Source organism: Mesorhizobium sp. LNHC209A00 (genome assembly GCF_000502915.1).
Taxonomy (GTDB): domain Bacteria; phylum Pseudomonadota; class Alphaproteobacteria; order Rhizobiales; family Rhizobiaceae; genus Mesorhizobium.
The window spans coordinates 255564-282145 of the sequence record NZ_AYWT01000010.1 but is presented as its reverse complement, the minus strand read 5'-3'; the positions used below and the strand labels follow the sequence as shown (position 1 = coordinate 282145).

Annotated in this window: 26 protein-coding genes and 1 other RNA gene; 19 read left to right on the top strand and 8 right to left on the bottom strand. The window is 63.8% G+C overall.

Annotated elements, in window-relative coordinates; all coding sequences use genetic code 11:
* Positions 1–616: cytochrome c family protein (locus tag X739_RS143540; RefSeq protein WP_023795409.1), on the bottom strand; the 616-nt coding region annotated here is incomplete at its 3' end.
* Between the two features lie 193 nt (positions 617–809).
* On the opposite strand from X739_RS143540, the gene X739_RS143545 reads away from it, so the two are divergent.
* Both X739_RS143545 and X739_RS143550 read left to right on the top strand, forming a co-directional pair.
* Complete coding sequence (locus X739_RS143545) at positions 810–1538, top strand: 3-deoxy-manno-octulosonate cytidylyltransferase (RefSeq protein WP_023772648.1); 729 nt, start codon at positions 810–812, stop codon at positions 1536–1538.
* A 9-nt stretch (positions 1539–1547) separates the two neighbouring features.
* Positions 1548–2411, top strand: a complete 864-nt coding sequence (locus X739_RS143550) for a prephenate dehydratase (RefSeq protein ID WP_023772649.1) — start codon at positions 1548–1550, stop codon at positions 2409–2411.
* Position 2412: 1 nt separating this feature from the next.
* Here the strand turns inward: X739_RS143550 and X739_RS143555 are convergent, their stop codons facing one another.
* Genes X739_RS143555 through X739_RS143565 form a run of 3 tightly spaced genes read right to left on the bottom strand, consistent with a single transcriptional unit; the run spans position 2413 to position 4158 of the window.
* Positions 2413–2712 (bottom strand): Dabb family protein, encoded by a 300-nt coding sequence (locus X739_RS143555; RefSeq protein ID WP_023772650.1) that lies wholly within the window; start codon positions 2710–2712, stop codon positions 2413–2415.
* Positions 2713–2742: 30 nt separating this feature from the next.
* Positions 2743–3687 carry an NAD(+) diphosphatase gene (nudC, locus tag X739_RS143560; protein ID WP_023783407.1) on the bottom strand — a complete coding sequence of 315 codons (945 nt, stop codon included), beginning with the start codon at positions 3685–3687 and terminating at the stop codon, positions 2743–2745.
* Positions 3688–3738: 51 nt separating this feature from the next.
* On the bottom strand, positions 3739–4158 hold the full coding sequence (locus X739_RS143565) for an HIT family protein (protein WP_023772652.1): 420 nt from the start codon (positions 4156–4158) through the stop codon (positions 3739–3741).
* 144 nt (positions 4159–4302) lie between these two features.
* Between X739_RS143565 and ffs the strand changes: the two genes are divergently transcribed.
* From ffs to X739_RS143620, 12 genes are all read left to right on the top strand, one after another.
* An RNA gene (ffs, locus tag X739_RS1000000168375) (signal recognition particle sRNA small type) lies at positions 4303–4399 on the top strand.
* Positions 4400–4503: 104 nt separating this feature from the next.
* Positions 4504–6330 carry a DNA polymerase III subunit gamma/tau gene (locus X739_RS143570; protein WP_023772653.1) on the top strand — a complete coding sequence of 609 codons (1827 nt, stop codon included), beginning with the start codon at positions 4504–4506 and terminating at the stop codon, positions 6328–6330.
* Between the two features lie 31 nt (positions 6331–6361).
* Positions 6362–6685 carry a YbaB/EbfC family nucleoid-associated protein gene (locus tag X739_RS143575; protein ID WP_015314045.1) on the top strand — a complete coding sequence of 108 codons (324 nt, stop codon included), beginning with the start codon at positions 6362–6364 and terminating at the stop codon, positions 6683–6685.
* Between the two features lie 83 nt (positions 6686–6768).
* On the top strand, positions 6769–7176 hold the full coding sequence (locus tag X739_RS143580) for a hypothetical protein (RefSeq protein ID WP_023772654.1): 408 nt from the start codon (positions 6769–6771) through the stop codon (positions 7174–7176).
* A 249-nt stretch (positions 7177–7425) separates the two neighbouring features.
* Positions 7426–8433 (top strand): cell wall hydrolase, encoded by a 1008-nt coding sequence (locus tag X739_RS143585; RefSeq protein ID WP_023772655.1) that lies wholly within the window; start codon positions 7426–7428, stop codon positions 8431–8433.
* A 77-nt stretch (positions 8434–8510) separates the two neighbouring features.
* Entirely contained in the window at positions 8511–9116 is a 606-nt protein-coding gene (gene recR, locus X739_RS143590; protein ID WP_015314042.1) for a recombination mediator RecR, read from the top strand.
* Positions 9117–9129: 13 nt separating this feature from the next.
* Positions 9130–10389, top strand: coding sequence for a lytic murein transglycosylase (locus X739_RS143595; RefSeq protein ID WP_023772656.1), 1260 nt, complete (start codon positions 9130–9132; stop codon positions 10387–10389).
* Between the two features lie 259 nt (positions 10390–10648).
* On the top strand, positions 10649–12292 hold the full coding sequence (locus tag X739_RS143600; protein ID WP_023772657.1) for an ABC transporter substrate-binding protein: 1644 nt from the start codon (positions 10649–10651) through the stop codon (positions 12290–12292).
* A gap of 19 nt (positions 12293–12311) precedes the next feature.
* Positions 12312–13373, top strand: coding sequence for an ABC transporter permease (locus X739_RS143605; protein ID WP_023783413.1), 1062 nt, complete (start codon positions 12312–12314; stop codon positions 13371–13373).
* The gene (gene nikC / locus X739_RS143610) at positions 13370–14290 is read left to right on the top strand and encodes a nickel transporter permease (RefSeq protein ID WP_023783414.1); all 921 of its coding nucleotides are present in this window, start codon (positions 13370–13372) and stop codon (positions 14288–14290) included. Before X739_RS143605 ends, nikC begins: the two co-directional genes overlap by 4 nt.
* On the top strand, positions 14287–15150 hold the full coding sequence (locus X739_RS143615; RefSeq protein WP_023772660.1) for an ABC transporter ATP-binding protein: 864 nt from the start codon (positions 14287–14289) through the stop codon (positions 15148–15150). Before nikC ends, X739_RS143615 begins: the two co-directional genes overlap by 4 nt.
* Positions 15147–15908, top strand: coding sequence for an ABC transporter ATP-binding protein (locus X739_RS143620; protein ID WP_023783415.1), 762 nt, complete (start codon positions 15147–15149; stop codon positions 15906–15908). The genes X739_RS143615 and X739_RS143620 overlap by 4 nt, the downstream gene beginning before the upstream one ends.
* Positions 15909–15948: 40 nt before the next feature.
* On the opposite strand, the gene X739_RS143625 is transcribed toward X739_RS143620, so the two are convergent.
* The 3 genes from X739_RS143625 to X739_RS01000000166415 are packed head-to-tail and all read right to left on the bottom strand — an operon-like array spanning position 15949 to position 20902.
* Positions 15949–19038, bottom strand: coding sequence for an efflux RND transporter permease subunit (locus X739_RS143625; RefSeq protein WP_023795408.1), 3090 nt, complete (start codon positions 19036–19038; stop codon positions 15949–15951).
* On the bottom strand, positions 19035–20105 hold the full coding sequence (locus X739_RS143630) for an efflux RND transporter periplasmic adaptor subunit (RefSeq protein ID WP_023795407.1): 1071 nt from the start codon (positions 20103–20105) through the stop codon (positions 19035–19037). The genes X739_RS143625 and X739_RS143630 overlap by 4 nt, the downstream gene beginning before the upstream one ends.
* The gene (locus tag X739_RS01000000166415; protein WP_245273919.1) at positions 20102–20902 is read right to left on the bottom strand and encodes an efflux RND transporter periplasmic adaptor subunit; all 801 of its coding nucleotides are present in this window, start codon (positions 20900–20902) and stop codon (positions 20102–20104) included. Before X739_RS01000000166415 ends, X739_RS143630 begins: the two co-directional genes overlap by 4 nt.
* A 98-nt stretch (positions 20903–21000) precedes the next feature.
* Between X739_RS01000000166415 and X739_RS1000000170675 the strand changes: the two genes are divergently transcribed.
* Together X739_RS1000000170675 and X739_RS143635 are read left to right on the top strand one after the other, a co-directional pair.
* Entirely contained in the window at positions 21001–21300 is a 300-nt protein-coding gene (locus X739_RS1000000170675; RefSeq protein WP_245273918.1) for a hypothetical protein, read from the top strand.
* Positions 21301–21375: 75 nt separating this feature from the next.
* Entirely contained in the window at positions 21376–22653 is a 1278-nt protein-coding gene (locus tag X739_RS143635) for a 4-aminobutyrate--2-oxoglutarate transaminase (RefSeq protein ID WP_023795406.1), read from the top strand.
* Between the two features lie 102 nt (positions 22654–22755).
* Here X739_RS143635 and X739_RS143640 read toward each other — a convergent pair whose 3' ends face one another.
* Complete coding sequence (locus X739_RS143640) at positions 22756–24009, bottom strand: FAD-dependent oxidoreductase (protein ID WP_023783419.1); 1254 nt, start codon at positions 24007–24009, stop codon at positions 22756–22758.
* Positions 24010–24470: 461 nt separating this feature from the next.
* Between X739_RS143640 and X739_RS143645 the strand changes: the two genes are divergently transcribed.
* From X739_RS143645 to bfr, 3 genes are read left to right on the top strand one after another with little or no spacing between them, the layout of a single operon-like run.
* On the top strand, positions 24471–25760 hold the full coding sequence (locus tag X739_RS143645; protein WP_023795405.1) for an imelysin family protein: 1290 nt from the start codon (positions 24471–24473) through the stop codon (positions 25758–25760).
* A 48-nt stretch (positions 25761–25808) separates the two neighbouring features.
* Entirely contained in the window at positions 25809–26120 is a 312-nt protein-coding gene (locus X739_RS143650) for a (2Fe-2S)-binding protein (protein ID WP_023763271.1), read from the top strand.
* Positions 26086–26571: a bacterioferritin gene (gene bfr, locus X739_RS143655; RefSeq protein ID WP_023772666.1), complete on the top strand. Its 486-nt coding sequence runs from the start codon at positions 26086–26088 to the stop codon at positions 26569–26571. Before X739_RS143650 ends, bfr begins: the two co-directional genes overlap by 35 nt.
* The last annotated feature ends 11 nt before the right edge of the window (positions 26572–26582 follow it).

The following is a 26582-nucleotide window of genomic DNA, read 5'->3' as shown; positions in this document are numbered from 1 at the left end:
CAGCCGGCTTCGCCGGAGCGGCCCCATCGGCCGGCTTGGCGGGTGCGGAGGCGTCCGCGGCGGCGCCAGGTGCCGGCAGCGGCTTGGGATTGTCCGACAGCGTGCGCAGGTAGGCGATGACGTTGGCGCGGTCCTCGTCCTTCGGCAGGCCGGCAAAACCCATGGCCGTTCCCTTCACGAATTTCTTCGGCGAGGTGATGAAGTGGTTGATGTTGTCATAGGTCCACTTCTCCGTGCCGCCCTTGGAGAATTCCTTCATGCCGGCCGAATAGGCGAAGCCTTCATGTTCGGCGACCGGGCGGTCGACGAGGTCCCACAGATCCGGGCCGACCTTGTTAGGACCGCCCTTTTCGCCGGAATGGCAGGCCTGGCACTTCTTGAACACGGCGGCACCCGCCTCGACATTGGCCGTGGCCAGCAGATCGGCGATCGGCTTGGCCGCGGCGGCCGGCGCCGCAGGGCCGCCCTCCGCCGGCTCGGCGGCTTCGATGGCGAAGCCTGGTTTTTCGGGAGCGGGCGACGCAAAAAGCGCGTCAGACACCAGGCCGACGGAGAAAACGACGAAAACGGTTCCGAGCAATCCGGCGAGCAGTTTGTTGACTTCGTTGGAATCCATACGCCCCTTGCTCCCTTTTCCGGCGGACTGATCCGTCCACTCCGTCCGTCGGTATCGAGACCCGCCCTCCGGAGCCGGTCAAATCGGGCGGAAACTAGGTCTTTTGCTCGGGCGTTGCAACACCTATAAGGGCGCTTCCAGTGAGACCTTTTGCCACTTTTCCCCTCCTCTTTTCGAACGCCTTGCCAGACCGATGTCCACCTTGATCCTGATCCCGGCCCGCATGGCCTCGACACGCCTGCCGGGCAAGCCGCTGGCCGACATATCGGGCGCGCCGATGATCGTTCATGTGGCACGCCGGGCGGCCGAGGCCGGGCTTGGCCGGGTGGTGGTGGCGACCGACACGCAAAGCGTGGCCGAAGCGGTGCGGGCGCATGGTTTCGAGGCCGTGATGACGCGCATGGATCATGAGTCGGGTTCGGATCGCATCCACGAGGCGTTGATCGCTCTTGATCCCTTGGGCAAGGTCGAAACGATCGTCAATGTGCAGGGCGACCTGCCGACCATCGATCCCCTCGTCATCGCCGCGTCGCTCAGCCCGTTCGACGACCCCTCGGTGGATATCGCCACGCTCGGCGTCGAGATCGTCCGCGATGAGGAAAAGACCAATCCCAACGTCGTAAAGATCGTCGGGTCGCCGCTCTCCGGCACACGGTTGCGGGCGCTTTACTTCACCCGCGCCACGGCACCCTGGGGCGAGGGGCCGCTTTATCACCATGTCGGCCTTTACGCCTATCGACGTGCGGCACTCGAGCGTTTTGTCGCGCTGAAGCCATCGGCGCTGGAGCGCCGCGAGCGGCTGGAGCAACTGCGGGCCCTGGAAGCCGGCATGCGCATAGACGCCGAGATCGTGCAGTCGCTGCCGCTTGGCGTCGACACCCCTGAAGACCTGGACCGTGCCAGGCAAATCCTTTCAAACTGAGATATCAGCATGCCTGAAAAGACCAATAGAATATCCTTCCAGGGCGAGCCCGGCGCCAATTCCGACACCGCCAGCCGTAACGTCTATCCCTCGATGGAGCCGTTGCCGTGCCCGACCTTCGAGGACGCGTTCAATGCCGTCGAGACCGGCAAGGCCGATCTTGCCATGATCCCGATCGAGAACACCATCGCCGGGCGGGTCGCCGACATCCACCACCTTCTGCCGGAATCGAAACTGCACATCGTCGGCGAATATTTCCTGCCGATCCATTTCCAGCTGATGGTGCTGCCGGGCGTCAGGCGCGACGAGATCAAGACCGTGCACACCCATATCCACGCCCTCGGCCAATGCCGCAAATACATCCGCAAGAACGGTTGGAAGGGAGTGGTCGCCGGCGACACGGCGGGCGCCGCCAAGATGGTCTCCGAGGTCAAGGACCGCACCATGGCCGCGCTGTCGCCGGCGTTGGCAGCAGCGCTCTACGGGCTCGACATTATCGAGGAGAATGTCGAGGACACCGACAGCAACGTCACTCGCTTCGTCGTCCTGACCAAGAGCAAGCAATGGGCCGAGCGCCCGTCATCCGACGTCAAGATGATGACGACCTTCATCTTTCGCGTCCGCAACGTGCCGGCCGCGCTCTACAAGGCCATGGGCGGCTTCGCCACCAACGGCATCAACATGACCAAGCTGGAAAGCTACCAACTCGGCGCCTTTACGGCGACGCTGTTCTACGCCGACATCGAGGGCCACCCCGACGATCCGCTGGTCAAGCTGGCGCTCGACGAACTGCGGTTCTTTTCGCGCGAAGTGCGGATCCTCGGCGTCTATCCAGCCAGCGAGTCACGCGAGCAGTGGAAGGTGGCGGATTGAGCTACCAGCCCAACGGCACGTAATCGATCTCCATGAAGGTCTCGACCTCCGGCACCCAGCGGTCGCGCACGAAGGCGACATGGTCGGGATGGTCGTTGTACCTGGTGTAGGCGGCCTGGTCGGCGAACTCCATCGAGAAGCCGAACCGATAGTCGTTCTTAGGGCTAACCTGCCGCAATTGCTCGAATTGCGTGACGCCCCGGATCGCCGAGAGGATTTTCCTGGCGTCGACGAGGAAGCGCTTTTCGTCCAGCGAATGCGGTGGGTGCTTCAGCGTGAAGACGACGGTGTGACGGATCATTTGTCTCTCCTGCAATGACTTCGATATTGGCTATTCGCTGTCGACCCAGGCGCGGATGAGGTGGTGCGCAATGGCACCTTTCGGCGGCGTGACCAGGTTGTCGGGGTGCGTCCGTTCCAGCATCAGGCGCACCTCGTCGCGCAAAAACCAGCGGCAGTCCTCCAGTTCGTCGAGATCGGCCTGGATGTCCTCGTTGAGCGGCTCGCCGAAGCACCCGATCATCAGCGAATAGGGGAACGGCCAGGGCTGGCTGGCGTGGTAGACGACGCGGCCGAGCCGGATACCCGCCTCCTCCAGCGTTTCGCGGCGCACCGCCGCCTCGATCGTCTCGCCCGGCTCGATGAAGCCGGCAAGCGCCGAATACATGCCCGGCGCGAAATGCCGGCCGCGGCCGAGCAGGCATTTCTCCCGCGTCGCCGTCAGCATGATCGCCACCGGGTCGGTGCGCGGAAAATGCTCGGTGCCGCAATTCGGGCAATGCCGCTTGTAGCCGCCCGCCCGCATCTGCGATTGCGTGCCGCATTTGCTGCAGAAACGGTGGCTGGCGTGCCAGGCAAGCAGGGCGGCGCCCTGCGCCATCGCGCCGGCGGCGGCCTCGTCGATCAGCCCTTGCATATAGACCGAGCGGTAATCGATCGCCTTGATGGTTTCAGGCAGCTGTTCGGCATCGACGCCAGCCAGCACCGCCAGCACCGGCCCCTGTTCGGAAACGCCGAGCAGGACGCCCTGGTCGACCGAAGGGCTGAAGGGCTCGCTTTCGGCGATGCCGAACCATGGGTCGAGGCGGCCGCCCTCGCCGGGCTTCAGCAGGAGCCTGCCGCCATTCATCAACAGCAGCCGCGTCGTCGGATCGGCCAGCGCCTTGTCGACCGAATCGTCGGCGCGGTTCTCGGATTGCCGGTCGATCGTGTTGCCGGCAAAGCCGACGAATTGGCTCGGCTCGCGCACGGGCGCGTCAAACAGGCGGAAGGTCATGTGGACTCTGGTGCTTTGGTATGGACACGCTTGGGATGGACACGGCAAGGCTTATAGCGCTGCCCTTATCGTTTCGGCAAACCGGCGCAGATCGGAACGCTCATAGGGCTCGCGCAGCCCGTGCCCCCAGGCCGGGCCGGGCCAGCCGGGATCGCCCTCGGACCGTGCGATGATATGGACATGCAGTTGGCGCACGATGTTGCCGAGCGCACCGGTGTTGATCTTGGTGCAGCCGCTCACCTTCTTCAGCGCCTGCGCCACCATATTGGTCTCGAAGGTCAGCATCGCCTGGTCGAGCGGCGTCATGTCATGGATCTCCTCCACGCCTGGCCGCTGCGGCACCAGGAGCAGCCATGGCCAACGGCGGTCGTTCATCACCCGCAATTCGCACAGCCCCAGCCACATCAATTGCTCGCTGTCGGCCTCCAGCCGGGCATCCAGCGTGAATCCGGCCTTCAGGCCCGGCAGCATCGGCGTTTCCCTTGCTTTTCTTGGTTTCCTTAAACCATGAACGCTAGAGCGGCTGCACCGGTGCTGCAAGCGAATCTGGTGGTTCGCGGTTCCGATTTGCCTGCGCACTTGCATTTCGTCGCGCAATTGCCGATATGGACTGCGGGAGGTTGGTGGTGGACGATCCACTCGCCAACCGGGTCAGGTCCGGAAGGAAGCAGCCCTAACGAGCCCGGAACGGGTCATTGTTCCAGCCTCCCACCTCATCGGCCCTCCTCGCGACATTGACGACGCATTGCAGCGCGGGCGAGACTATGCGCAGGAATCGGCGCCTTTGGGCGCGGCCTTTTGGAGCTTAACGGGCGAATGAGCGAAGCCGGAAATTCGGGCCCCGATAGTCTGGCGACGGGCAAGGCCGCTGCCTACCGCGTGCTGGCGCGCAAATACCGTCCGTCGAATTTTTCCGAACTCGTCGGCCAGGAGCCGATGGTACGCACCCTCACCAACGCCTTTGCCACCGGCCGCATTGCCCAGGCCTGGATGCTGACCGGCGTGCGCGGCGTCGGCAAGACCACCACCGCGCGCATTTTGGCGCGTGCGCTGAACTATAAAACCGCCACCACGGATCAGCCCTCGGTCGACCTCGCCGTGCTTGGCGAGCACTGCCAGGCGATCATGGAAGGCCGCCATGTCGACGTCATCGAGATGGACGCCGCCTCGCACACCGGCATCGACGACATCAGGGACATCATCGAACGCGTGCGCTATGCTCCGGTCTCGGCCCGCTACAAGGTCTACATCATCGATGAAGTGCACATGCTGTCGACGCAGGCCTTCAATGGCCTGCTGAAGACGCTGGAAGAGCCGCCCCCGCACGTCAAGTTCATCTTCGCCACCACCGAAATCCGCAAGGTTCCGATCACCGTCCTGTCGCGCTGCCAGCGATTCGACCTGAGGCGCATCGACGCCGGCGCGCTCGTCTCGCATCTCTCCTCGATCGCCGGCAAGGAAGGCATTTCGGTCGACGACGACGCGCTGGCGATGATCGCGCGCGCGGCGGAAGGTTCCGCCCGCGATTCGCTCTCCATTCTCGACCAGGCGATCGCCCATGGCGCCGGCTCGGTCAGCGCCGAGGCTGTGCGCGCCATGTTGGGCCTGGCCGACCGCGCCCGCATCGTCGATCTGTTCGAGCATGTGATGAAGGGCGACGTGGCGGCCGCCCTTGGGGAGTTTCGCGCCCAATATGATACCGGCGCCGATCCGGCCGCCGTGCTCACCGATCTTGCCGAGTTCAACCATCTCGTCACCAGGCTACGCTTCGTGCCGACCGCGATGGACGATGCCTCGCTGTCGCAGGACGAGCGTCAGCGCGGCGCCGATTTCGCCCGGGCTTTGTCGGTCAGGGTGCTGTCGCGGACCTGGCAGATGCTGCTCAAGGGCATTCCCGAGGTACAGTCCTCCAACCGGCCGGTCAGTGCCGCCGAAATGGTGTTGATCCGGCTGGCCCATGCCGCCGACCTGCCGACATTGGACGAGGCGCTGAGATCGCTGGAGAGCGGCGCCTCTGCAACTGGCGCCGCGCCGCGCCCGAACGGCGCGCCGATGAGCCCCGGCCCCGTGAATCCCGGCAATGGCGCCGGCGCCGTGGCGCAGGCGCGCATGCCTGGCGGCTCGGGCGGCGCGCAGACCATGCGGCTGGTCGAGGCCACGCCTACTCCGACTCCATTCGTCGCGCCCCCGCAATCGGCGCCGGAGACGCAAGCCGTACCGCTGAAATCGCTGGCCGACATCGTTGCCCTTGCCGACGCGAAACGCGACATCGCCTTCAAGGTGCTGATCAAGAACTGCATCCGCCTCGTGCGCATCGAACCGGGCCGCATCGACGTAAGCCTGACCGACGATGCGCCCAAGATGCTGCTCAACGACCTGACGACGAAACTACGCGCCTGGACCGGCCGCAACTGGCTGGTGTCGCTGTCGAAGGAGGAGGGCGGCCAGACGCTGGCCGAGATGGAATCGACGAAGCGTGAAAACGCTTTCCTCGATGCCAGGAACGACCCGACCGTGGCCTCCATCCTGGCCCGCTTTCCCGGCGCCAAGATCATCGACGTGCGCATTCCCGACACGCCGGACGCCGACGCAAGCGAGGCCGAAATGCCGGTCGAGCCGCCGGCCGAAGAAGACGAACCCTGATATTCAGCACTAATCCGCAAAGGATCGGACCATGAAAGATCTTCTCGGCCTGATGGGCAAGGCGAAGGAAATGCAGGCCAAGTTCCAGGCCATGCAGGATGAGATTGCCACGGTCGAAGCCCTCGGCCAGGCTGGCGGCGGCCTGGTCAGCGTCACGCTGAGCGGAAAATTCGATATCAAGTCGCTGAAGATTGACCCGTCTTTGTTCAAGGAGGACGACGTCGAAATCCTCGAGGATTTGATTCTTGCCGCGCACAATGACGCCAAGGCCAAGGTCGAGCAGATCATGCAGGAAAAGACCAAGGCGCTGACCGCCGGCCTGCCCATTCCCCCGGGAATGAAACTGCCTTTCTGATGCATGTCGCCCAAAAGCATGCCCGCGGGCTCGACCCGAGGATGCGCAGGCAACGATATGCATGAAGGCTGAGACCGGCGCCCATGATCGACGAGCCGTCCGAAAGACTGATCGAGCAGCGTATCCGCAACAGGATCTACGAGATTCTGGAAATCCTCGCCGACTGCGATGCCGGTGTCGATCTCGTCGGCGTCAAGGGCTACTTTAACCTGTTCGAGGATTTCGTGCACCGACCGTCGATCGAGGCCGGCACGTCGGCGCTTTCAAGGGATGAACGTGCCATCGTGCTGGAAATCGCCGAATTCCTGGAGGCGGCCTCGGAAACAAATCCTGATTTCACCAAGGCCGAGTTCATCGACAGCGACTGGCCGGGCAAGATCGCGCCGGCGGCCAGGGAGGCGCGGGCGCTGTTTCTCAGGCGCGGCCTGTTTTCGGAGAAGATCGAAGAGGTCGAGCCTGGCCAGCCGGCGGCAATCGCCGCCGGGCAATAGGGAGTTTTGGACGCGTGGCGCGGTCCTGCCGGGAAAAAGCACTTGGCGGTTCCCCAAGGGAATTGCGGCAAAACGAAGAGAGGTCGGTCATCGTCTGTGTGAAACGATGGCTCGATCTATCTGGAAAGCCTCTATTTGTGTCAATTCGGCAACAGTATGCCGTTAATAACGTTTTGGCCATCATTTTGCCCGAAAGTGTCTCATTCTTGCCGCAGCCTGGGGCGGGCATTGAAGTGAGAGGGTTACCTGTTGATCGCGATGCGATGGAAGACGCCGCTGTTGCTCGGCGTCGTTACGTCTCCCCTTTTCTTGGCCGCTTGCAGCCAGACAACCTCGCACGGCATGTCCGTCGCCAGCCTGACCGACGCCATCACGCCGAGCTTCCTGAGTTCGCGCGCCTACAGCCACACGCCGAAGGACAGGGAATGCCTGGAACGGGCGATGTTCTTCGAATCCAACCGGTCGAGCCGCGACGGCATGATCGCCGTCGGCACGGTGGTGATGAACCGGCTGCGCTCGGGCAACCATGGCAGCACCATCTGCCAAGTGGTCGGTGAGCCCGGGCAGTTCGCGCCGGGCGTCATGACCAGATCGATGAATTCGCGCGCATTGCCCGATGTCGAAGAGGCCGCCGACGCCGTGCTCAAGGGCGAGCGCAAGACCAAGCTCAAGAACACGATGTATTTCCACACCGCCGGCCTGCGCTTCCCCTACAAGAACATGCACTACACCATGGTTGCCGGCGGCAACGCCTTCTACGAGAAGCGCGGCCGCAACTGGCAGCCGCTGCCGGATGAGCCGATGATTGCCTCTGCCGAGCAGCCGGCGGCGTTGCCGGGGGTACCCGCGACGCGGGTCGCATCCGTCGAGACGGTGCGCCCGGCCAAGGCATCACTTCGCAACGCTCCAGCCCAGCAAGTCTACATGACCGCCGCGGCGGAACCGGCGGCCAAGCCGGAGCCTGTCTATACCGTCCCCGCGCGGCAGACCTATCTGACCGCGGCCGCGGCGCCGACGGCAAAATCCGCGCGGGTCTCGGCGAAGCCGGTGCAAGTTGCCATGCAGGAGCCGATGGAAGAGCCGGATGCCGCCCGTTTTGGCGGAACCCTGAACAGCGGAACCTCGAACAAACGGGTCATCTCCTCGATCCAGGACGCTCCGCAAGAAGCCTCGATGGGATTCCAGTCGACGCCTGAAAACACCGATGCCATCGGCGCGATGATCGTCAGCCAGGGCCGCCCGCTCGAAGCAAACTGATTCTCGCATGGCAGCATGGCGAACCGTGCATCGACGGAGATGTTTCAAAGCGCTCGGAAAAATCCTAGATCAGAGCGATGTCGAAGCGAATCGCCGGTCCCGAGATCGAACGCCTGATCCAGCTCCTGGCCAAGGTCCCGGGGCTTGGCCCCCGTTCGGCCAGGCGCGCCGCGCTGCACCTGATCAAGAAGAAGGAACAATTGCTGTCGCCGCTCGCCGCCGCCATGGGCGAGGCCGCCGACAAGGTGCGCATCTGCTCGACCTGCGGCAATGTCGACACCTCGGACCCCTGCATGATCTGCACCGACCCGCGTCGCGATGCCGCCACCCTGATCATCGTCGAGGACGTCTCTGATCTCTGGGCGTTGGAGCGGGCGGCGGCGATGAATGTGCGCTACCACGTGCTCGGCGGCACGCTGTCGCCGCTCGACGGTATCGGCCCCGACCAGCTCAACATCCGCTCGCTGATCGATCGCGTCGCCGGGGGCGAAATCAAGGAAATCATCCTCGCCGTCAACGCGACGGTCGAGGGCCAGACCACCGCGCACTACCTCACCGATCAGCTCTCCGGTTTCGAGGTCAAGATCACGCGGCTGGCGCACGGCGTGCCGGTGGGCGGTGAACTCGACTATCTCGACGAAGGCACACTGGCGGCAGCTCTGCGCTCGCGGACTGCGTTTTGAGGCGTTCCTGGAGATGATTGCCACGGAACACGACCTTCGCAAATTTAGTCTTGCATTCTTGCTAGCCGCGCTCCTCGCCGTCTTCCTCACCATCCCCGCTTCCGCCGCCAAGATCGACGACCAGTTCCGTGCCTGGCTTCAAACCGACCTCTGGCCGGAAGCCAAGGCGAAAGGCGTCTCCAAGCAGACTTTCGATGCCGCCTTCAGCGGCGTGAAGCCGAACCTCAAACTCCCCGACCTTGTCATGCCGGGCGAGAAGCCGAAGACGCCGCAGAAGCAGCACCAGGCCGAGTTCGGTTCGCCCGGCGCCTATTTTGCCGACAAGACGGTTCGTGCGGTGACATCAGGCGGACGCACCCGCGAAGCCGCCAATGCCCGCACGCTTGCCTCGATCGAGAAGCGCTATGGCGTGCCGGGCGAAATCCTGCTGGCGATCTGGGGCCGCGAAACCGGCTTCGGCGCGGCGAAGATGCCCTACGACGCCTTCGAGGTGCTGGGCACCAAGGCGTTCATATCGACGAAAAAGGATTTCTTCCGCACAGAACTGCTGGCGGCGCTGGAAATCGTCCAGCGCGGACTGGCCCCGGTCGGCGCGATGAAATCGTCCTGGGCCGGCGCGCTCGGCCAGCCTCAATTCATGCCGACCTCTTTCCTCAAGCATGCCGTCGATTTCGACGGCGACGGCCGCGTCGACATCTGGAATTCGACGCCCGATGTGCTGGCTTCGATCGCTAATTATCTTGTCCACTACGGCTGGGTGAGGGGACGCGGCTGGGGTTTCGAGGTGATGGTGCCCCAGAGCGTCTCCTGTTCGCTGGAGGGACCGGACCAGGGCAAAAAGATTGCGCAATGGGCTGCCATGGGCATCGAGCGCGTCGGCGGCAAAGCGTTCCCTGCAAGCGAGCTGAAGGCGGAAGGTTTTCTGCTGATGCCGGCCGGGCGCAGCGGTCCGGCCTTCATCGCCACCCCCAATTTCTACGTGCTGAAGGAATACAACACCAGCGACCTCTATGCGCTGTTCATCGGCCATGGCGCCGACCGCATCGCCCATGGCGATCAGAATTTTACCGCTGGCTGGGGTGCGGTCGGCGATCTCCGCCGCTCCGACATCGCCGCCTTGCAGCGGGCCTTGGAAGCCAAGGGCTATGATGTCGGCAGCGCCGACGGCCTGCCCGGCTTCAAGACCCGTCGCTCGATCGGCAGATGGCAGGAAAAGAATGGCCAGGCCGCCACCTGCTTTCCCGATGCCGGCCTCGTCGCGGCGCTGAAATAACTCCGAATTTAGCAGATTTTTCTCCATCGATGCCCTCGAATGGCTGGTGCATGCGTCGACACGGCGCCCGCCATTCTGGTCCAATCAACCGTCGCATAAATGCTCGTTGCCCACCGCCAGGCCGCCGGATATGGTGTTGACCAACTGGACAAAAACCACGACGTTAGTGGGGCAGAGGCTCTCGTCGAGCCTTGAAAGAACACCGCAACCCTGAGCCGGGAACTCAGGTCAACAAACAACAAAACAGGGAACAATCATCATGATGATGGAAAAGCTTGCTCTACGATCCCGCATCCTGCTTGCGGGCGCCGCCATGTCGGCGCTGCTTCTGGCTGGAGCGCCGGCTGGCGCGGTCACCCCCGCCGACACGCTTGTCGAAGGTTTTGCCATCGACGACATCATCTCGATGGATCCGGGCGAGGCGTTCGAGCTGTCGACCGCCGAAGTCACCGGCAACACCTATGACCTTCTTGTCCGCCTCGACCTCAGCGACACTTCCAAGGTCAAGCCCGACCTCGCCGAAAGCTGGACCGTCTCCGATGATGGCCTGACCTATACGTTCAAGCTCAAGCCCGGCCTGAAATTCGCCTCCGGCAACCCGATCACCGCCGCCGATGTCGCCTGGTCGTTCGAGCGCGCCGTCAAGCTGGACAAGAGCCCGGCCTTCATCATCGATCAGTTCGGCATCAGCGGCGACAACGTCACCGAGAAGGCCAAGGCGGTCGACGACACAACCTTCCAGTTCACCGTCGACAAGGCCTATGCGCCAAGTTTCGTGCTGAACTGCCTGTCGGCCACCGTCGCTTCCATCGTCGACGCCAAGCTGGTCAAGGAACATGTCGCCGCGGTCACGCCGAGCGCCGACTACAAATGGGACAACGACTTCGGCAACGCCTGGCTGAAGACAGGCTATGCCGGCTCGGGCGCCTACAAGCTGCGTGAATGGCGTGCCAACGAGGCTGTCGTCATGGAGCGCAACGACAATTATTACGGCGAAAAGGCCAAACTCGCCCGCGTCATCTACCGCAACATGAAGGAAAGCTCGGCGCAGCGCCTGGCGCTCGAAGCCGGCGACATCGACGTTGCCCGCAACCTCGAGCCGAACGATCTCGACGCCATCGCGAAGAATGCCGACCTCACCACCACCAGCGCGCCGAAAGGCACCGTCTACTATATCAGCCTCAACCAGAAGAACCCGAACCTCGCCAAGCCCGAGGTCCGTCAGGCCTTCAAATACCTGGTCGACTATGATGCCTTGAGCACGACCATCCTCAAGGGCATCGGCGAGATCCACCAGACCTTCCTGCCCAAGGGCGTTCTGGGCGAACTGGACGAGAACCCTTTCAAGCTCGATGTCGCCAAGGCCAAGGAGTTGCTGGCCAAGGCCGGCCTGCCCGACGGCTTCAGCGTCACCATGGACGTACGCACCGGCCAGCCGACCACCGGCATGGCGGAATCGATCCAGCAGACGCTCGGACAGGCCGGCATCAAGCTCGAAATCATCCCCGGCGACGGCAAGCAGACGCTGACCAAGTATCGCGCCCGCAACCACGACATTTACATCGGCAATTGGGGCCAGGACTATTTCGATCCGAACTCCAACGCCCAGACTTTCGCCTCGAATCCGGACAATTCGGATGCCGGTAAATCCCATACGCTTGCATGGCGCAACAGCTGGGACATTCCAGACTTGACCAAGGAGACGGAAGCAGCCCTGCTCGAGAAGGATTCCGGCAAGCGCGCGGATATGTACAAGGATCTCGAGAAGAAGATCCTCGACACCAGCCCCTTCGTCATCATCCACCAGCAACTGGAGGTGGCCGGCCTGCGCAAGAACCTCAAGGGCTTCGCGCTCGGCCCGAGCTTCGACACCAACTTCGTCGGGCCGGTCTCCAAGGAATAGCGTTCGCGGACACGCCCGTATGAGCGCGATTGAAAACGAGGCCGGGCGCGGCAGCGCCCGCGCCGTCGCCCTTGCATCTTCGCTCGGCCGCTTCCTGGTCATTGCGGTGACGACCTATCTTGGTCTTCTCGCGGTCACCTTCTTCATTGGCCGTGTCATCCCGATCGACCCGGTGCTGGCCGTTCTGGGCGACCGGGCACCCGCCAATGTCGTGGAGCGCACGCGCCGCGAGATGGGCCTGGACCTGCCGTTGATCGAGCAGTTCTACATCTATGTGAAACATGCGCTGAGCGGCGATTTCGGCACCTCGGTGCTGACCACCAACCCTGTCATGACCGATATCCGCCGCGCTCTTCCGGCAACGACGGAACTGGCGACACTGGGGACGCTGATCGGCGCGTTTTTCGGTGTCCCGCTCGGGGTGCTGGCCGCGGTCAAACGCGGCAGCTTCGTCGATCAGGTCGTGCGCATCATCGGCCTGATCGGCTATTCCGTACCCATCTTCTGGCTCGGTCTGCTGGCCCTGGTGCTGTTCTACGCCAAACTGCAATGGGTGGCCTTCCCTGCACGGCTCGATGTCGTCTACGAATACACCTTCACGCCGGTCACCGGTTTTTACCTTCTCGATTCGGCGATGCAGAGGCAGTGGGACGTCTTCTGGGACGCCTTCCGGCACATCATCCTGCCGGCCTCGCTGCTCGGCTATTTCTCGCTCGCCTATATCAGCCGCATGACGCGCTCGTTCATGCTCAACGAACTCGCCCAGGAATATGTCGTCGCCGCGCGCGCCAAGGGCCTGTCGGAAACCCGCATCATCTGGGGCCACGCGCTGCGCAATGCCGCCGTGCCGATGGTGACCGTGATCGCGTTGTCCTATGCCGGGCTGCTCGAGGGCTCGGTGCTGACCGAGACCGTCTTCTCCTGGCCGGGCATCGGCCTCTACATCACCAACTCGTTGCAGAACGCCGACATGAACGCCGTTCTCGGCGGCACCATCGTCATCGGCTCGGTGTTCATCGCCATCAATCTTCTGTCCGACCTGCTTTACCGTGTACTCGACCCGAGGACGAAGACAGGATGAGCGCCGAAGCGATCCAGAGCCGTCGCGAATGGTTGCTGTCGGAGCGGCCGGCATCCCGCACGCAGGCAAGGCTCGGCCGCGCCTATGTCGCGTGGCGGCGCTTTTCCGCCAATCGTCTGGCCTTTGTCGGCCTGCTGATCATCATCGCCCTGCTGCTCGTCGCCATCCTTGCCGGTGTGCTGGCGCCGTATTCGCCGACCTTCGGTGACCTGAAGAACGCGCGGCTGCTGGCGCCAACTGCGCAGCACTGGTTCGGCACCGACGACCTCGGCCGCGACATCTATTCGCGCATCCTCTACGGCTCCCGCTGGACGCTTTATGTCGTCGTCCTGGTCGCCATCATCGCCGCCCCCATCGGTCTCCTGGTCGGCACCGTCGCCGGCTATGCCGGCGGCTGGACCGATGCCATACTGATGCGCGTTACCGACATCTTCCTTGCCTTCCCCAAGCTGGTGCTGGCGCTGGCCTTCGTCGCCGCCCTTGGCCCCGGCATCGAGAACGCCGTGCTGGCGATCGCCATCACCTCCTGGCCGCCCTATGCGCGCATCGCCCGCGCGGAGACGCTTACCGTGCGCAACTCGGACTACATCAAGGCAGTGCAATTGATGGGCGCCTCGCCTTTCCGCATCGTGCTGCGCCACATCATGCCATTGTGCATCTCCTCGCTGATCGTCCGCGTGACGCTCGACATGGCTGGCATCATCCTGACGGCCGCGGGCCTCGGCTTCCTCGGCCTTGGCGCGCAGCCGCCGCTGCCGGAATGGGGCACCATGATCGCTTCGGGTCGCCGCTTCATCCTCGACCAATGGTGGGTAGCTGGTGCGCCGGGCTTCGCCATCCTCATCGTCAGCCTCGGCTTCAACCTGCTTGGCGACGGCCTGCGCGACGCACTCGATCCCCGCAGCGGTGACCAATGAGTGGCCGCCCTGATCAGCAGCGATCAAGGAGCACGCTTCTCGACGTCGAGGATCTGCGCGTCACCTTTCCGACCCGCACCGGCATGATCGAGGCGGTGCGCGGCGTTTCCTTCTCTCTCGGCCGCGAGCGGCTCGGCATCGTCGGCGAGTCCGGTTCCGGCAAGTCGCAGACGGGCCGCGCCATCATGGGCCTGACACCGCCGCAGGCCCGGATATCGGCCAATAAATTGAGTTTTGACGGCATCGACCTGCTCGGCATCTCGCCACGCCAACGCCGGGCGCTGCGAGGCAACCGCATCGCCATGATCCTGCAGGACCCGAAATATTCGCTCGATCCGGTGATGAGCATCGGCCGCCAGATCGTCGAGACGCTGCGCACCCACGAAAAGGTCGGCAAGGCCGAGGCGCGCGAGCGCGCGTTGGCCATGCTCGAGGCGGTGCAGATCCGCGATCCCAAACGCGTCTTCGACCTGCATCCGCACGAAGTGTCGGGCGGCATGGGCCAGCGCGCCATGATCGCCATGATGCTGATCGCCGGACCGGAGATGATGATCGCCGACGAGCCGACCTCGGCGCTCGACGTCACGGTGCAGCTCGACGTGCTCGGCATCCTTGACAGGCTGGTCGCGGAGCGCGGCATGGGGCTGATCTTCATCTCGCACGATCTGCGCCTGGTCTCGTCCTTCTGCGACCGCGTCATCGTCATGTATGCCGGCAAAGTCGTCGAGCAGCTCAAGGCGTCGGAATTGAGTCAGGCCCAGCATCCCTACACGCGCGGGCTGCTCAACTGCATGCCAAAGATCGGCGCCGACCGTCACCCGCTGCCCGTGCTCGACCGCAAGCCGGAGTGGGCGGCATGACTTCAGCGATTGCCGTCGACAGGCTGGAGGTGATCTTCGACCGCTTCCGCGCGCTGAAAGGCGTCAGCCTCGACGTGCAGCCGGGGGAATCCTTCGGCCTGGTCGGCGAATCCGGCTCGGGCAAGTCGACATTGCTGCGGGCCATAGCCGGCCTCGCGCCGGTCACCTCGGGCAGCATCACAGTCAATGGCAAGACGCTCGGCGCGCGCCGCGACAAGGCCTTTTACCGCGAAGTGCAGATGGTCTTTCAGGATCCTTACGGCTCGCTGCACCCGCGCCAGACGGTCGACCGCCTGCTGCAGGAGCCGCTCGCCATCCATGCTTTCGCCGATGGCGAAAAGCGGATCGAACGCGCGCTCGACGAGGTCGGCCTCGGCAACGGCTTTCGTTTCCGTTACGCGCACCAGCTTTCCGGCGGTCAGCGCCAGCGCGTGGCGATCGCGCGCGCGCTCATCCTCGAGCCCTCGATCCTGCTGCTCGACGAGCCGACCTCGGCGCTGGACGCCTCGGTGCAGGCGGAAGTCCTCAACCTGCTGGAGGAAGTCCGCCGGCGGCGCAAGCTGACCTTCCTGATGGTCAGCCACGACCTCGCCATCATCACCCATATGTGCGAGCGGCTGATGGTGATGCAGGGCGGCGAGGCGGTGGAGAATCTGGTGGCCAACGATCTCGTCGAGCGCCGTGTGACGAAGGATTATACGCGCAACCTGTTGCGGGCCAGCGACGGGTTTGTGAGAACGGCTCCCGAGCAGATCTGACGATAGTTCTCCGCGTCACGCCGAGGAGCTCGACTTCGCCTTAAGTTTCCGCAACAGCGGCGACGTCTACTTCGCCGCCCTGTTCCCGCTTCGGCTCTTTGATCCTGAACCACGTCACATAAAGCGCCGGCAGGAACAAGAGCGTGATCGCGGTACCCGCGATGATGCCGCCCATCATCGCATACGCCATGGGCCCCCAGAACACCTCGCGCGCGATCGGGATCAGCGCCAGGCTGGCCGCGGCCGCCGTCAGCGCGATCGGCCGCATGCGGTGCTCCGTTGCCTCGATGACCGCGGCCCAGCGATCCCTGCCCTCGGCGACAAGGTCCTCGATCTGCACGATCAGGATGACCGAGTTGCGGATCAGGATCCCGATCAGCGCCAGCACGCCGAGAATGGCGACGAAGCCCAGCGGAGCCCCGCTTGGCACCAGGGCCGAGACCACGCCGATCAGCCCGAGCGGCGCCACCGCCACCACCAGGAACAGGCGCTGGAAACTCTGCAACTGCACCATCAGGATGGTCGCCATGACAAACAGCATCAGCGGCACCACGGCCGCGATCGGCCCCTGGCTCTTGGCGCTTTCCTCGACTGAGCCGGCGGTCTCGACCGAATAGCCGGGCGGCAGCTTGGCGACGAAAGCGTCGACCGACGGTTTCAACTCGTTGACGACGGTCGCCGGCAGCACGTCGCCGACCAAGCCGGCGCGCACGGTGATGGTTGGGATGCGATCGCGTCGCCACACGGTGGGCTGCTCCAGATCGTAGCGAAAATTGGCCACCGCGGCGAGTGGGATCGCCTCGCCATTTCCGGTCGGCAACTGGATGTTTTGCAGCGTCTCGATCGAGCCGCGCTCGGCCTCGCGCGAGCGAGCCACGACGTTGATCAGGTACGTCGCGTCACGCACCTGCGTGATCGTCGCGCCGCCCACCGTGCTGTTCAGTGTGCTGGCGATGTCGGACGAGGTGATGCCGAGTTGGCGCGCCTTGTCCTGCAGCACGTCGACCCTCAGCACACGCTGCGGTTCGTTCCAGTCGAAAGTTGGCGCTGCGAGTTTCGGATTGGCCGAGATCACGCCGGCGAATTGCTGCGCCAGTTCTCGCACCGTCTGGATGTCAGGGCCGCCGACGCGGTACTGTACAGGCCGTCCAACTGGCGGTCCGAGCTCAAGCGGCTTGACGAAAGCGTCCGTGCCGACAAACTCCGCGCGCAACAGCTTCTCCAGCGCCGGCTTCACCCGGTTGCGTGCCTCGATGCTCTTGGTGACGATCACCGTCTGGCCGAAATAGGGATTGGCGGGCTGCACGTCATAGGCCAGCACGAAGCGCACGGCGCCCTGACCGATATAGGAGGAAAAGTGGTCGATGTCGGGATTGCCGACCAGCGCCCGCTGTTCGAAGCGCTCCATCTGGTCGCGCGTCTCGGTAATCGAGGAGTTCTGTGGCAGGTTCCAATCGACGATCAGTTCCGGTCGGTCGGAAGGTGGGAAGAACTGCTGCTGCACCAGGCCGAAGCCGGCGATCGAGCCGGCGAACAGAAGCACGGTCACGATGATCGTCAGCCAGTGATGGCGCACCGAGCCGACAAGGACGCGCCGGAACAGTGACGTGAAGCGCCCTGGCTGGTCGTGATGCTTGGTCTTCATCGTCGCCGGCAGGATGGTCACGCCGAGCAGCGGCGCGAACAGCACCGCCACGATCCATGAGACCAGCAGCGACACCGCGATGACGACGAACAAGGTGAAGGTGTATTCGCCGGCAGCACTCGAGTTGAGTCCTATCGGGATGAAGCCCGCGACCGTCACCAGCGTGCCGGTCAGCATCGGGAAGGCGGTCGAGGTGTAGACATAGGTCGCCGCCTTGCGCAGGCTGTCGCCGACCTCCAGCCGCGCCACCATCATCTCGACCGCGATCATCGCGTCGTCGACCAGCAGCCCGAGCGCGATGATCAGAGCGCCGAGCGAAATGCGCTGCAGTGATATCCCCAGATACTCCATGACCGTGAAGGTGATGGCCAGCACCAGCGGGATCGACAGCGCCACCACGAAGCCGGCGCGCATGCCAAGGCTGATGAAAGAGACGGCAAGCACGATCGCCACCGCCTCGAACAGCGCACGCGTAAACCCTGAGACCGCCTCCTCGACGATGACAGGCTGGTCGGCCACCAGATGCACGCCGACCCCGACCGGCAGGTCGGCCAACACCTTGTTCATCTCCGCATGCAGCGCCTCGCCGAATTTGAGCAGATTGGCGTTTGGCTTCATGCCGATGGCAAGGCCGATCGCGTTCTGGCCGTTGAAGCGGAACAAGGCCGTCGGCGGGTCGGCATAACCGCGCGTGATCGTCGCCACGTCGCTCAGCCGGAAGAACCGATCGTTGACGCGCAGGTTTATCGCGCGCAGGCTCTCCTCGGAGGTGAACTGGCCGCCGACGCGCACGCTGATGCGCTCCGGCCCGGACTGGATGACGCCGGACGGGGTGATCGCATTCTGGGCCTGCAGGCTGGCGACGATCTGCTGCTGGTTGAGGCCAAGCGCAGCTATCTGTCGCGTCGAGAATTCGAGATAGATGGCCTCGTCCTGCGCGCCGACCAGATCAACCTTGCCGGCATTGGGCACGGTCAGGATCTTGGTCCTGACATCCTCCACATAGTCGCGCAACTGTCGTGGCGTCAGCCCGTCTGACGTGAAGGCATAGATGTTGCCATAAACATCACCGAAGCGGTCATTGAAGAACGGTCCCTGCACGCCTTGCGGAAATTGCGCCTTGATGTCGTTGACCATGTTGCGCACCTGAAGCCAGTTCGGCACGACGTCGCGCGCCTTGGTGGTGTCCTTCAGGTTGACGAAAATTACGGTCTGGCCGGCGGTGGTGACGGATCTGGTGAAGTCGAGGCTGTCGAGCTCCTCGAGCTTTTTCTCGATGCGATCGGTCACCTGCTGCACCGTCTCCTTGACCGAGGCACCCGGCCAGTTGGCCTGGATGATCATGGTCTTGATGGTGAAGTTGGGATCTTCCTCGCGGCCGAGATTAAGATAGGAAAATACGCCGGCCACCACGAAGACCAGCATGAAATACCAGACCAGTGAGCGGTGATTGAGCGCCCAGTCGGAGAGGTTGAAGCCCTTCATGAGGCCCCTCCCTCGGGCACTTTGACCTTCTGGCCGTCGACGAGGCTGTGAACGCCGGCGGTGACGACTCGCATGCCGGCTTCGAGCCCTTCCGCCACGGTGAAGGTGCCGCCAGCCTTCCGCGCGACCTTGATATCGCGCGCGCTCACGCTTGAGGTCTTTGGATCGACGATCCAAACTTTTTCAGAACCGTCTTTTTCGAGCAGCGCCGAGATTGGCAATTCGATCGTTGGTACGACCTTGGTCATCCGGGTCGCGGTTACCGTCGAACCGAGTCTGAAGGCTTGCGGCGGGTCCGTGAGCGTCAGCTTGACGCGCCGGGTGCGGGTCGAGCCCTCGGACTGGGGCGCGATCTCGCGCAGCTTGGCCTCTGTCCATATTGTCGGCAGCGACTGCAGGATGACCTGGAACGGCGTGCCCGCCGAGAGATCGCCGGTCAACTGGTCGGGAATATCGACGACCGCTTCACGCGGGTCCGAGCGCGCCACGGTGACGACCGTCTGGCCCGGCGAGACGGTTTGGCCGACCTCCGCGCCGACGGCGGTGACGACGCCGTCGAAATCCGAGAACAGCCTGGCATAGCCGAGCTGCTCCTGGGCCTTGGCCAGCGAAGCTTTTGCCCGCTCGACGCTGGCTTCCGCGGCTTTGCGTGCCTGCTGCGCGGCATCGAAGACAGACTGCGACGTATTGGCCGAGGTGAGCAACTGGCGTTGGCGCTCCTCGCTGGCGGCCGCATTGGCGAACTGCGCCTGCGCATTGGAGAGTTCGGCCTTGGCCGCCTGGACGGCCAGCTCCAGCGCGGTTGGGTCGAGTGCCGCGATCGTCGTGCCCTTGCTGACGATGTCGCCGACCTTGACGTCGCGCGAGACGACGCGACCGAGCAGTCGGAAGGCAAGATCGGCACTGACCTGCGGTTCGACCGAGCCGGCGAAACCGAAGGTCTGGATGGTGCGCGGCTCGACCACGACCGACAGCACCGGCCGGACGACCTCCGGCGGCTTGTCCTCCGATTTCGAACAGGCTGCGAGCGCGACAAGCGCGGCAAGGCCAAGCAGGAGCCGCTTCATTGCGCCGCTCCCGATATTTCGACTGTCTGGCCGGGGTTGAGCAATTGCCCGCCCGACGTAACGACGCTCTGGCCCGCGTTCAGTCCCTTGGCAATGACGACGGTACCCGAATCGAACGCCAGCACCTCGACCGGCGTCGTCGCGACTGCCTTGGTCGCGGGATCGACGATCCAGACCGCCGGCTTGCCGGCGCTGGATGTCAGGGCCTGCCAGGGCAACAGGATCGCCTTCGCCGGCTTGGCGCCGACCGAGCCGATGACGGCCGCCCCCAGCGGCATGCCGGCGGGCGTATCGGGAATGGCTACCTTGACCCTTATCGAGCCCGAAGCCGGGTCGACCGCCGGCGAGATCTCGCGCACCTTGCCCGTTGCTCTGACCTGCGGATCGGATAACAGCGTGATCGTCACCGCCGGCGAGGCCGGCGTCCTGGCGACCAGCGTCTCCTGCACATTGAACACGGCGTCGCGGTCGCCGTCCTCGGCAACGGTGAAGACGGTCTGCGCCGCCTGCACCACCTGGCCGGCTTCGACCTGGCGGGCGGTGATCACGCCGGCGGCGCCGGCCTTGAGTTCGGTGAAAGACAGGTTCTGCCGGGCGTTGGCGAGCGCGCTCTGCGCGGCATCCACGCTGCCTTGCGCCACCTTCAGTGCCTGGTCGGCCGCGTCATAATCGCGCCTGGTGGTGAAACCCTGGGCAAGCAGCGTCTTTTGCCGCTCGAAAGTGGCCGCGGCCTGGGTCAATTGCGCCCGCGCGGCATCGAGATCGGCCTGCGCCGATCGCAGNGACGCGTCCGCCAACCCGGAACGAAAGATTGTTCAGCGTGCGCGCCGCGATCACCCCGGTCAGCGAGGTTCTCGGCGCATAGTCGGCCATCGCCACCGTTTCGGTGCGCACCATGACCGGCAGCTTCTTTTCCGTCGCCTCCTGCTTCTGGCAACCGGCGAGCAGCGCCAAGGCCGTGCAGGCGAGAATTGAAGCGGCTGGAAAAGACAAAAGGCTCGGAGTTTTGGCGGATGGCGGCGAGACAGACGATGTCACGTTCCTGCTCATGGCTCCCCCCGGCCGCGGCCCGTCGCGGTCCCTCGCGGAAATCAGGAGGATAGTCGATCGCGGAAAAAAGGAAAACCGGTCTCGCAAGGGTATCGCCGAACTGGTCAAGTCAGGCCCAATCGACCCGGCGATGGTGCCGGCTTGAGGAAAACCTGAAATAAGCCCAGAAGGGAACTGAACGGCATCAAACAGAACGGGCCCCGGCCCGGTGAGGGATATGATGAAGAACTCCGCCATTTCCGAACGCAAGAACCAGTCGATCTCGCGCGGCGTCGGCATGACCACGCAAATCTACGCCGACCGGGCCGAGAATTCGGAGATCTGGGATGTCGAGGGCCGCCGCTATATCGACTTCTCCTCGGGCATCGCCGTCGTCAACACCGGCCATCGCCATCCCAGGGTAATCGAGGCTGTCAAGGCGCAACTCGACCGCTTCACCCACACCTGCCACCAGGTCGTGCCTTACGAGAGCTATGTGCGGCTGGCCGAACGGCTGAACGCCATGCTGCCCGGCAAGTTCGAGAAGAAGACGATCTTCGTCACCACCGGCGCCGAGGCGGTGGAGAATGCCATCAAGATCGCTCGCAACGTCACCGGCCGCCAGGCCGTCATCGCCTTCGGCGGCGGCTTCCACGGCCGCACCTTCATGGGCATGGCGCTGACCGGCAAGGTCGTGCCCTACAAGGTAGGCTTCGGCGCCATGCCGGGCGACGTCTACCACGTGCCGTTCCCCGTGCAACTGCATGGCGTCTCGGTCGCCGATTCGCTGGCGGCGCTCGACAAGCTGTTCAAGGCGGATGTCGATCCGGCCCGCGTCGCCGCGATCATCATCGAGCCGGTTCAGGGCGAGGGCGGCTTCTACGACGCGCCGCGTGAACTCCTGACGGCGCTGCGCAAGCTCTGCGACCAGCACGGCATGCTGCTCATCGCGGACGAAGTGCAGACCGGCTTTGCCCGCACCGGCAGGATGTTCGCCATGGACCATCACGAGGTGGCGGCCGACATCACCACCATGGCCAAGAGCCTGGCCGGCGGCTTTCCGCTGTCGGCGGTCACCGGCCGCGCCGAGATCATGGATGCGCCCAGCCCCGGCGGGCTCGGCGGCACCTACGGCGGCAGCCCGATCGGCGTCGCCGCGGCACACGCCGTCCTGGATGTCATCGAGGACGAAAAGCTCTGCGACCGCGCCAACACGCTGGGTGCGCGGCTGAAGCAGCGCCTGCAGTCGATCCGTGACGACGTGCCCGAGATCGTCGAAGTCAGGGGGCTGGGCTTCATGAACGCGGTCGAGTTCAACGACGTCAAGAAGGGCCTGCCGTCGGCCGAGATCGCCAACGCGATCCGCCTGAAGGCGCTCGACAAGGGGCTGATCCTGTTGACCTGCGGCGTCCACGGCAACGTCATCCGCTTCCTGGCACCGATCACCATCCAGGACGAGGTCATGAACGAAGCGCTCGACATCCTGGAAAGCTCGATCCGCGAAGTCTGCGCCGCCTGAGCAGTGCTTGCCTTCTCCCAGTCACTATACGGGGAGAAGGTGCCGGCAGGTGGGTGAGGGGCAGCGCAGACGTCGAAATTGACGTTTGATCTCGGGTGTCTTCTACCCAATAGCCTTTGCAGGTTCACTCTGCTGAAACGCGGCCAATGCCGCCTTCAACCCATCCGGTCCCTCCGCAACCGTTTCCGGCGTCGGCGAGAAACCGGCGCCGAGCATCTTGCGACCAAGCATGTGGTCGCCGGGACGGTTGACGGATTCGATGCCGAGCAGCCGGTCTCCCGCATAGTGGTAGATCGAGAACTTGTTGTCGGGCAGGTCACCGAGCACGACATGGCTGTCGCCGCCAGATGTCAGCCCGACCATCTGCAATTTCATGTCGCCAATGTCGGACCAGAACCATGGCACCGCCGAATAGCCGTCGGCGTGACCGGTGATGGTGCGCGCGGCGAGCCGCGCCTGGTCGGTGGCGTTTTGCACCGATTCCAGCCGCACGTCGCCGCCGGTGAACCAGTGCCGATACGAGGCGGCGTCGCCGATGGCAAGGATGTTCGGTACCGAGCTGCGCATCTGGTGATCGACGCGGATGCCGTTGGCTGTGGTGAGGCCGGCTTCCTGCGCCAGTTCGACATTCGGCACGGCACCGATACCCACCACGACCATGTGCGCCGGCAGCCTTTCGCCCGAGGAGGTGATCGCGGCGGTGACATGGCCGTCTTCGCCTTCGAGCCTTGCAATCGAGGTGCCGGTGAAGATGCGCACGCCTGTCGCTTCCAGCCTTTGCCGGACATGGCTGGCCACCACGGGCGCCACGGCGCGGCCAAGCAGCCGGTCGACCGCCTCGACAACGGTGACCGTGCGGCCCGCCGCCCGAAGCGTCGCGGCGATTTCCAGTCCGATGAAGCCGCCGCCGAGAATGACGACATCTTCGCTATGCGCGCTCAAGTCCCGAATCAGCCGGGCATCGGCCAGCGAGCGCAGCGACACCACGCCGAACAGCTCCGCGCCGGGTAATGGCAAGGCACGCGGGCGCGATCCTGTCGCCAGGATCAAATGGTCAAAGGCAAGTGCGCCACCGCCGGCAATGTCGAGACTGCGGCGGCCGGCATCGATGCGCTCGATCCGGATGCTCGGCCGGTAGTCGATGGCGCTGCCGGTGTAGAAGGCTTCGCCGCGCAAGGGCTGCGGCTTGGCCGTGGCATCCTTGATGAAGGTCTTCGACAGCGGCGGCTTGTGATAGGGCAGTTCGTTCTCGTCGCCGACCAGGATCACCGGCCCGTCATAGCCATCCTCGCGCAGACTGGCGGCCGCCTGCACGCCCGCATGACCCGCACCGACAATGACCACGCCGTTCTTCATTGCATTTCGATCCCGATTCGATCCTAGGACGTCTCGCCAAGCGGCAATTGTCTGGCACCGCCGCAAGAGAATGTCTGCGGGTCGCACCCGGGATGGCGACTGTCAATCGGACAGTTCGGCCGCAAAGCCGGTGCAACGAACGCGTAAAGTTGACAGTTGTAGTTTAGAATAATTCTAAACTGTTGTTTCGATTGGGTTTTTAAGCAATTTCCGTTGACTCCATTGAACTCGAAGTTTTAAGGAAGCTTGCGCATTGGCGCATCCCTTTGATGTCTGGGCCTTGAACCCGTTCGATTGGAGGCATTTTGGTGTCTTTCTTCCCTGAGTCGCGCGACAGCGCGGCATACTTCCCTGAGTCGCGCGACAGTGCGGCATATCTTGCGGCCGGTGGCATGCACACGGCCTGGTGCCGGTTGCCGCGCGCGCCGTTTGCGGAATTCCCGAGAAACTGGAGAGCGACAATGACGGCACGATATGGCGGCAGGCTTGTGGCGATCGGCGCCACGGCGCTGCTGACGGCGGCGGTGTTCGTCCTGCCCGCAAAGGCGCAAACCGATGCGAAGGCGGTGATCGAGACCTATTCCGACATCGCGCTTGCCAAGTACGAGGATTCGCTGACCACGGCGCGGACGCTGGACAAGGCGGTCGACGCGCTGCTTACCAACCCGTCGGCGGAAACGCTCAATGCCGCCCGCGACGCCTGGAAGGCGGCGCGCGTGCCCTACCAGCAGACCGAGGTCTATCGCTTCGGCAACAAGATCGTCGACGACTGGGAGGGCGAGGTGAATTCCTGGCCGCTGGACGAAGGCCTGATCGACTATGTCGCCAAGAGCTACGGCACGGATTCGGATGCGAATTCGCTCTATACCGCCAATGTGATCGCCAACAAGGAGATCGAGATCAACGTCAAGAGGGTCGATGCCTCGAAGCTTTCGCCGGAATTCCTCTCCGGTACGTTGCAAGGGGCCGGCGGCGTCGAAGCCAATGTCGCTACCGGCTATCACGCCATCGAATTCTTGCTCTGGGGTCAGGACCTGCACGGCACCGGCCCGGGCGCCGGCGAGCGTCCCTATACCGACTATGATCTCAAGAATTGTACTGGCGGCAATTGCGACCGCCGCGCACAGTACCTGAAGTCGGCAACTGACCTTCTGGTTTCCGACCTGCGGAAGATGGTCAACGACTGGAAGGAAGACGGCGCTGCGCGCAAGAACCTCGTCGATGGCGAGCCGAACACCGCCGTCTCGGTGATCTTCACCGGCATGGGCTCGCTCTCCTACGGCGAACTGGCCGGCGAGCGCATGAAGCTCGGCCTGCTGCTGCACGATCCGGAAGAGGAGCAGGACTGCTTCTCCGACAACACCTACAATTCTCATCTCCATGATGCCCTCGGTATTCGCGCCGCCTATCACGCCAGCTACACCAGGCTGGACGGCACCGTCGTTTCGGGTCCCTCGGTGCACGACATGGTCAAGGCAGCGGATCCGGCAATCGACAAGGAACTGTCCGACAAGCTCGATGTCACCGTCGCCAAGATGGAAGCGATCAAGGGACGGGCATTGGCCGGCGAGGCCTACGACCAGCAGATCGCCGAGGGCAATACGGCAGGCAATGCCACCGTGCAGGCGGCAATCGACGCGTTGATCGACCAGACCAAGTCGATCGAACGCGCCGTCGGCGCCTTGAAGCTCAACAACATCGCCTTCGAAGGCTCCGACAGTCTCGACGCGCCCGACAAGGTGTTCAAGTAAGCCCCCAGCCAAACGGCGCATCGGAGCGCCGTCAGCCAGAGCGACGAAATGCTGATCTGCCATTGCAACATCATCACCGAGAAGGAGATCGAGCAGACGATCATCGGCCTGCTGGATCAGGATCCCTGGCAGCTCATCGTGCCGGCAAAGGTCTATCACGCCATGCACAAACGGGGTCGCTGTTGCGGCTGCTTCCCAAATGTGGTGGAAACGATCATTCGGGTCACCGAGAACTACCACGCCCGCTCGCAGGCAAGCGGCATGGACATCGTTTCACATCTGGATCGCGTCAGAGGCCTGCGCGTCCAATACGGGAGCAGAACCCATGAAAGGCGAACCACAGATCATCGAGCGGCTTAACGAGGCTCTTTTTCTGGAGCTCGGCGCCGTAAACCAGTATTGGGTGCATTTCCGCCTGCTCGAGGATTGGGGATACGCCAAGCTGGCCAAGAAGGAGCGGGCGGAATCGATCGAGGAGATGCACCACGCCGACAAGCTCGTCGCCCGCATCATCTTCCTTGAAGGCCATCCCAATCTGCAGTCCGTGGCGCCGCTGCGCATCGGCCAGAACGTCAAGGAAGTGCTCGAATCCGACTTGGCCGGTGAATATGACGCGCGCACTGCCTATAAGCGCTCGCGCGAAATCTGCGAGGAAGCGGGCGACTACGTGACGATGAAACTGTTCGAGGAACTGCTCACCGACGAGGAAAGCCATATCGACTTCCTCGAGACGCAGCTCGACCTGCTGGCCTCGATCGGTGAGGAAAAGTACGGCCAGCTCAACGCCGCACCGGCGGACGAGGCGGACTAAGGATATGCGGG

Bases quoted from the DNA above. Each gene is read 5' to 3' on its own strand.
- X739_RS143640 (WP_023783419.1), bottom strand. From the start codon at position 24,009: ATGAAGAACGGCGTGGTCATTGTCGGTGCGGGTCATGCGGGCGTGCAG.
- X739_RS143570 (WP_023772653.1), top strand. From the start codon at position 4,504: ATGAGCGAAGCCGGAAATTCGGGCCCCGATAGTCTGGCGACGGGCAAG.
- bfr (WP_023772666.1), top strand. From the start codon at position 26,086: ATGAAAGGCGAACCACAGATCATCGAGCGGCTTAACGAGGCTCTTTTT.
- X739_RS143575 (WP_015314045.1), top strand. From the start codon at position 6,362: ATGAAAGATCTTCTCGGCCTGATGGGCAAGGCGAAGGAAATGCAGGCC.
- X739_RS1000000170675 (WP_245273918.1), top strand. From the start codon at position 21,001: ATGACCGGCAGCTTCTTTTCCGTCGCCTCCTGCTTCTGGCAACCGGCG.
- X739_RS143645 (WP_023795405.1), top strand. From the start codon at position 24,471: ATGACGGCACGATATGGCGGCAGGCTTGTGGCGATCGGCGCCACGGCG.
- X739_RS143565 (WP_023772652.1), bottom strand. From the start codon at position 4,158: ATGCTGCCGGGCCTGAAGGCCGGATTCACGCTGGATGCCCGGCTGGAG.
- X739_RS143650 (WP_023763271.1), top strand. From the start codon at position 25,809: ATGCTGATCTGCCATTGCAACATCATCACCGAGAAGGAGATCGAGCAG.
- X739_RS143545 (WP_023772648.1), top strand. From the start codon at position 810: ATGTCCACCTTGATCCTGATCCCGGCCCGCATGGCCTCGACACGCCTG.
- X739_RS143550 (WP_023772649.1), top strand. From the start codon at position 1,548: ATGCCTGAAAAGACCAATAGAATATCCTTCCAGGGCGAGCCCGGCGCC.
- nudC (WP_023783407.1), bottom strand. From the start codon at position 3,687: ATGACCTTCCGCCTGTTTGACGCGCCCGTGCGCGAGCCGAGCCAATTC.
- X739_RS143580 (WP_023772654.1), top strand. From the start codon at position 6,769: ATGATCGACGAGCCGTCCGAAAGACTGATCGAGCAGCGTATCCGCAAC.
- X739_RS143625 (WP_023795408.1), bottom strand. From the start codon at position 19,038: ATGAAGGGCTTCAACCTCTCCGACTGGGCGCTCAATCACCGCTCACTG.
- X739_RS143635 (WP_023795406.1), top strand. From the start codon at position 21,376: ATGAAGAACTCCGCCATTTCCGAACGCAAGAACCAGTCGATCTCGCGC.
- X739_RS143620 (WP_023783415.1), top strand. From the start codon at position 15,147: ATGACTTCAGCGATTGCCGTCGACAGGCTGGAGGTGATCTTCGACCGC.
- X739_RS143600 (WP_023772657.1), top strand. From the start codon at position 10,649: ATGATGATGGAAAAGCTTGCTCTACGATCCCGCATCCTGCTTGCGGGC.
- X739_RS143605 (WP_023783413.1), top strand. From the start codon at position 12,312: ATGAGCGCGATTGAAAACGAGGCCGGGCGCGGCAGCGCCCGCGCCGTC.
- recR (WP_015314042.1), top strand. From the start codon at position 8,511: ATGTCGAAGCGAATCGCCGGTCCCGAGATCGAACGCCTGATCCAGCTC.
- X739_RS143615 (WP_023772660.1), top strand. From the start codon at position 14,287: ATGAGTGGCCGCCCTGATCAGCAGCGATCAAGGAGCACGCTTCTCGAC.
- nikC (WP_023783414.1), top strand. From the start codon at position 13,370: ATGAGCGCCGAAGCGATCCAGAGCCGTCGCGAATGGTTGCTGTCGGAG.
- X739_RS143595 (WP_023772656.1), top strand. From the start codon at position 9,130: ATGATTGCCACGGAACACGACCTTCGCAAATTTAGTCTTGCATTCTTG.
- X739_RS143555 (WP_023772650.1), bottom strand. From the start codon at position 2,712: ATGATCCGTCACACCGTCGTCTTCACGCTGAAGCACCCACCGCATTCG.
- X739_RS143630 (WP_023795407.1), bottom strand. From the start codon at position 20,105: ATGAAGCGGCTCCTGCTTGGCCTTGCCGCGCTTGTCGCGCTCGCAGCC.